General features: G+C 42.7%; 6 protein-coding genes and 1 tRNA gene. 5 read left to right on the top strand and 2 right to left on the bottom strand.

What is annotated here, in order from left to right; genetic code table 11:
* Positions 1-365 precede the first annotated feature (365 nt).
* Positions 366-992 (bottom strand): imidazoleglycerol-phosphate dehydratase HisB, encoded by a 627-nt coding sequence (hisB, locus tag A1019T_RS08855; protein WP_077451331.1) that lies wholly within the window; start codon positions 990-992, stop codon positions 366-368.
* 244 nt (positions 993-1,236) lie between these two features.
* On the opposite strand from hisB, the gene A1019T_RS08850 reads away from it, so the two are divergent.
* The 5 genes from A1019T_RS08850 (at position 1,237) to A1019T_RS08830 (ending at position 4,110) form a co-directional block, all read left to right on the top strand.
* The gene (locus A1019T_RS08850; protein ID WP_077451329.1) at positions 1,237-1,668 is read left to right on the top strand and encodes a hypothetical protein; all 432 of its coding nucleotides are present in this window, start codon (positions 1,237-1,239) and stop codon (positions 1,666-1,668) included.
* Positions 1,669-1,775: 107 nt separating this feature from the next.
* Positions 1,776-1,851 (top strand) — tRNA-Phe (locus tag A1019T_RS08845).
* A gap of 337 nt (positions 1,852-2,188) precedes the next feature.
* Positions 2,189-2,689 (top strand): DUF4385 domain-containing protein, encoded by a 501-nt coding sequence (locus A1019T_RS08840; RefSeq protein ID WP_077451328.1) that lies wholly within the window; start codon positions 2,189-2,191, stop codon positions 2,687-2,689.
* Positions 2,690-2,746: 57 nt separating this feature from the next.
* Positions 2,747-3,439: a phosphoglycolate phosphatase gene (locus tag A1019T_RS08835; protein ID WP_077451327.1), complete on the top strand. Its 693-nt coding sequence runs from the start codon at positions 2,747-2,749 to the stop codon at positions 3,437-3,439.
* A 62-nt stretch (positions 3,440-3,501) separates the two neighbouring features.
* Positions 3,502-4,110, top strand: a complete 609-nt coding sequence (locus tag A1019T_RS08830; RefSeq protein WP_077451326.1) for a class I SAM-dependent methyltransferase — start codon at positions 3,502-3,504, stop codon at positions 4,108-4,110.
* A 142-nt stretch (positions 4,111-4,252) separates the two neighbouring features.
* Here A1019T_RS08830 and A1019T_RS14020 read toward each other — a convergent pair.
* The coding region (locus tag A1019T_RS14020) for a transposase (protein WP_208608057.1) at positions 4,253-4,505 on the bottom strand (253 nt) is incomplete at its 5' end.

Here is a 4,505-nt window from a genome sequence, read left to right as displayed (position 1 = left end):
TGCTCAAAGCAAAGTGCATTCACATAGTTCCACACGAAGTTCACTGAACCGCTTAGACGATTCAGCTCTTTTATGTGGTTGTCTTTAATGCGTAGCTTGAGTGTTTTCATATGCTTAGTATGGCAAGATTAATTTTAGCTTACAACCCTTTAACGACTTCTTACGACAGTGTGTGTCGCCTTATATCCACCCCCTGAAGTGGGTGGTTTTACGGCGACTGGTGATAAATTATAAACGGCTTTTATGACTTTGGGGGAGTAAATTTAATTGGCGTAAAAAAAGACTGGAAGCTTTACGCCTCCAGTCTCTATTTCTAGTCTTTTACCTATTTAGCTTTTTATGAAGCAGAATATTTACGAGGCAGACTATAACGCTTCTTTGGTAGACGGCAATGTATTTAGCGCACGCTCATCGTATTCACACGCCATACGTAATGCACGGGCAAAAGCTTTAAAAGTACACTCGATTTGGTGGTGGCTGTTTTTGCCTTTTAAGTTGTCTAAGTGTACGGTTATCCAAGCGTGGTTCACAAAACCAAAGAAGAATTCGCTAAATAAGTCCACATCAAAGGTGCCCACGTGTGAGCGGGTAAAAGGAATGTCCATGTGTAGACCTGGACGGCCAGAGATGTCCACCACAGCACGGGTTAATGACTCATCTAATGGCGCATAGAAGTGGCCATAGCGACGGATACCCTTTTTGTCACCCAAAGCTTTTGCAAACGCCTGACCTAAAGTAATTCCGGTATCTTCCACACTGTGGTGGTCATCGATATAAGTATCGCCTTTACAAGTGATGTCTAAATCAAAAAGTCCGTGACGTTTGATTTGGTCTAGCATGTGATCTAAAAAAGGCACACCCGTGTCAATTTTACCCTGACCTGTTCCATCTAGGTTGACAGTCACGCTCACTTGAGTCTCAGCAGTATTACGCTCTACGCTGGCAACACGATTGGGACGATTGGCTGGATTTAAATTTATTTCAGTAGTCATGGCAGTAAGGCTCACTAATAAATAATTGGCTCGTTAATAATTGGTTGGTTAATAAAAGAACAATACCCGTTAACAGTCGCTAAATAGCGATAAAAACAACAAACATCACTTGATGATAGCAAAGGTAATACTTTTAAGCCATATATGGCCCCTTTAAACGCAGATAGTTTGCTAAAATACTGATATAAATTTAATTTAAGCCCCTTTTTATTTAAACTCACAGTTCAACCTCTGGGAGGTTAGTATGCCATTAGAAGCTGTTGCCATTAATTCTTTTGACGCGCCTATTATGCGCGAGACCACTCATGACGGTGAGCTGCGTGAGCGTATTGCCAAGCTCTATACTGCTGAAAATGCCAATATAGGGGACCTAAAAGATAGCGAGTCGCTGCTGGCCCTTTTTGAGACCGCTTTTAAACGGGGTGCTCTGATGTATGTGGGTATGTTTAATGATAAGCCCATTGCAGTGATTGGCTGCTTTGATGATGGTCAGACCGATACCAAACGTCTGCAGTATTTGGCGATGCATCCTGAAAACGTTAATCGCGGCATCGATGCCAAGTTTATTAAAATGGTATACGATAAAGAGATTAAAAAAGGGGTTCGTCAATTTATGCCTGTTGACGAGCAAGTTCATAGAATTATGAGCGAATATGAATTAATTCGGGTAAAATAGCGGCTAATTCTGAATATTTGACCTTTATTTCAACTATTTTTATTTATTTTCAGAAAAAGGGTTGACAGGTCATCAAATATTTAGTTTAATAGCGACCTCATAAAGACGGCTCGATAGCTCAGTTGGTAGAGCAAAGGATTGAAAATCCTTGTGTCGGCAGTTCGATTCTGCCTCGAGCCACCATATTTATACCGTATACTGCTTAACAGCATAAATAACCCTCGAGCTAATATAGTTTGAGGGTTTTTTTATGGCTATGATTTTTATCGTTATAAGTTTATAACCTAAACCTACTCTAAGTGACAAAATAAGATCAACCCTTAGGTTAACTCAGCTACCTGCCCTTCTGTTAATACCTATCGCTAACCCCCTCATTATCTAACCTTTTATTAGCCCTTTGCTAGCCATCAAGTTACAGAGTCGGTATTTACTGCTAGCTTTTGGCAGCTATACTGTTTACAGGACTTTCCTTCTTTGTCTATAGATCTGCTATCTACAAATCTGCAATGTGGATGTCGTTATGCGTGAATTTGACTACAGCCTAGACTATAAATCGCTAAACTTACGCGAGCACCCAGAGCTATACCGTGTGGGCCGTGGTGAGCAAGGGGTGCTGTTGGTTGAGCCTTATAAATCCGAAATTCTGCCACATTGGCGCTTTGCCACCCCTGACGTTGCCACTGAGAGCAGTGATAAAATTTATCAGATGTTCCTAGAGTATTTAGACCAAGGGGATTTTGTGGGTGCCGATATGGCGCGCAAGTTTTTACAAATGGGCTATACCCGTGCCCGCCGTTATGCCAATCACAAGGGCGGCAAAAAATATAAAGGCCCCGTGCCTGACGATAAAAAAGGTCAAAGTGGTTCGCATGGCCGAGAAGAGCTGCCTCGAGATGATGAAGATCCGATCAAAGCCGAGTCGGCCAGAATATTTAAACAAAAATGGGATTTATGCCGAGCCAACGACACTTATCTTGAGATGAAAAAAGCACATCACGAAAAATACAAAGACGTAGATTAATTTAACCTTTATTTATAACTTTCTATATTTATAACCTTTTAGCTTTACGAGATAACTATGACTGCTGTAAAAAAAGAACTGCTTATTTTTGATCTGGATGGCACCTTAATCGACAGTGTGCCTGATTTGGCACAAGCCACGAATAATATGCTGACCACCTTAGGTAAATCTACCTATCCTATCGAGACCATCCGCAATTGGGTGGGCAATGGGTCACGTATGCTAGTAGAACGTGCGCTGGTTGGCTCTGTAGAGGTCGCAGAGGGTCAGTTAAGCAAAGAGGAGGCTGACCATGCTGAAAAGGTTTTTTTCGACGCCTACGCCAAAGTAAGTGGAGACAATACCGTTGCCTATCCTAATGTAAGCGAGGGCCTAAAAAAATTAAAGCAAGCGGGCTTCACCCTAGCATTGGTTACTAATAAACCGAGCCAGTTTGTGCCAAAAATTCTGGAGTCTTTTGGCTGGAGTGAATTATTTACCGAAGTGCTGGGTGGCGACAGCTTACCCACTAAGAAACCAGATCCTGAGCCCCTACGTCATGTTTGTCGCACCTTACAGACTGCCCCAGAGCATGCGGTAATGATTGGCGACTCAAAAAATGACATTTTTGCCGGTCAAAACGCCAATATTGACACACTAGGTCTGTCTTACGGTTATAATTACGGCCAAGACATTCGTGAGCTAAAGCCAACCGCAGCCTTTGATGACTTCCAAGGCTTGGTAGATTGGGTAATCACTGAATATACCTAGTCACAAACAGCTCGCAGACTCTAAGATGACCATACAATCCCATTATTCGTTAAGGCAACACCATGACCCACACCCCTCCTGCTGATTTATTACAAAAAGCCAAGCATTGGCGCGAAGACATTGCGTTTACTCAAGAAGTGCTCGGAGCGCCGATGCACTTCACCACCACTTGGGGTATCTTCTCTCCAGAGAAGCTAGATGCTGGCAGCTTGATGCTACTGGATCATGTTGACTTCCAAGTGGATGATGACTCAATTGATTTAGGATGTGGTTATGGGGTGCTGGGCATGGCTGCAGCCAGAGAGTGTCCTCAAGGCCAACATACCCTTATTGACAAGGACTTTATGGCGGTTGAGTATGCCCGTCGTAACTGTGAGAAAAACGGTCTAACCAATGTGGACGTCCATTTATCAAATGGCTTCAATCACGTTGATCCCAACAAAGATTTCAGCCTAGTAATGTCTAACCTGCCAGCCAAAGTGGGTAAAGAGCAGCATTATTTATACCTGCTGGATGCTTATAGCAAAATGCGTAGCGGCGGCCGCTTCTATGTGGTGACCATTAACGGTCTGCGTCAATTTATGAAACGTGCTTTCACCGAAGTCTTTGGCAACGCTGATAAAGTCAAACAAGGTAAAACCTACACCATTACAAGGGCGATTAAAGAATAACGGCAACTGTCTACAAGTGCCCTTTGGTTAAAGCCTATTAAAAGAGCCCCGACTTGGATCCAAGTCGGGGCTCTTATTTTTGCTAGCCCTTTGTAGTTGTCAGTAAATAGACAACAACCGCTGTATTTAATTTATACCAATTCTAAAAAATAACACTCAAATCACACCACTCCCGCTGAGTGATAGACCTAATTAAGTTAGTCTCATTACACAATGCATTCCAAGCGTCACATGCCGCATCGACAATCGCATCATAACTCTCAAAACAGCGATTAGATAACCAATGCTGTTTAAGGTACTGCCATACCTGTTCAGCAGGGTTAAGTTCAGGTGAGTAGGGAGGCAATTTAAGCATGGTCACATTGTTTTGATCCAAACTTGGTTGGTGCCATAGC

The sequence above is a fragment of the Psychrobacter piechaudii genome (assembly GCF_900162825.1).
Classification (GTDB): Bacteria; Pseudomonadota; Gammaproteobacteria; order Pseudomonadales; family Moraxellaceae; genus Psychrobacter; species Psychrobacter piechaudii.
The sequence above is the reverse complement of the archived record's forward strand: the minus strand, read 5'-3'. Positions and strand labels throughout refer to the sequence as shown.

Bases quoted from the DNA above. Each gene is read 5' to 3' on its own strand.
- A1019T_RS08835 (WP_077451327.1), top strand. From the start codon at position 2,747: ATGACTGCTGTAAAAAAAGAACTGCTTATTTTTGATCTGGATGGCACC.
- A1019T_RS08830 (WP_077451326.1), top strand. From the start codon at position 3,502: ATGACCCACACCCCTCCTGCTGATTTATTACAAAAAGCCAAGCATTGG.
- A1019T_RS08840 (WP_077451328.1), top strand. From the start codon at position 2,189: ATGCGTGAATTTGACTACAGCCTAGACTATAAATCGCTAAACTTACGC.
- A1019T_RS08850 (WP_077451329.1), top strand. From the start codon at position 1,237: ATGCCATTAGAAGCTGTTGCCATTAATTCTTTTGACGCGCCTATTATG.
- hisB (WP_077451331.1), bottom strand. From the start codon at position 992: ATGACTACTGAAATAAATTTAAATCCAGCCAATCGTCCCAATCGTGTT.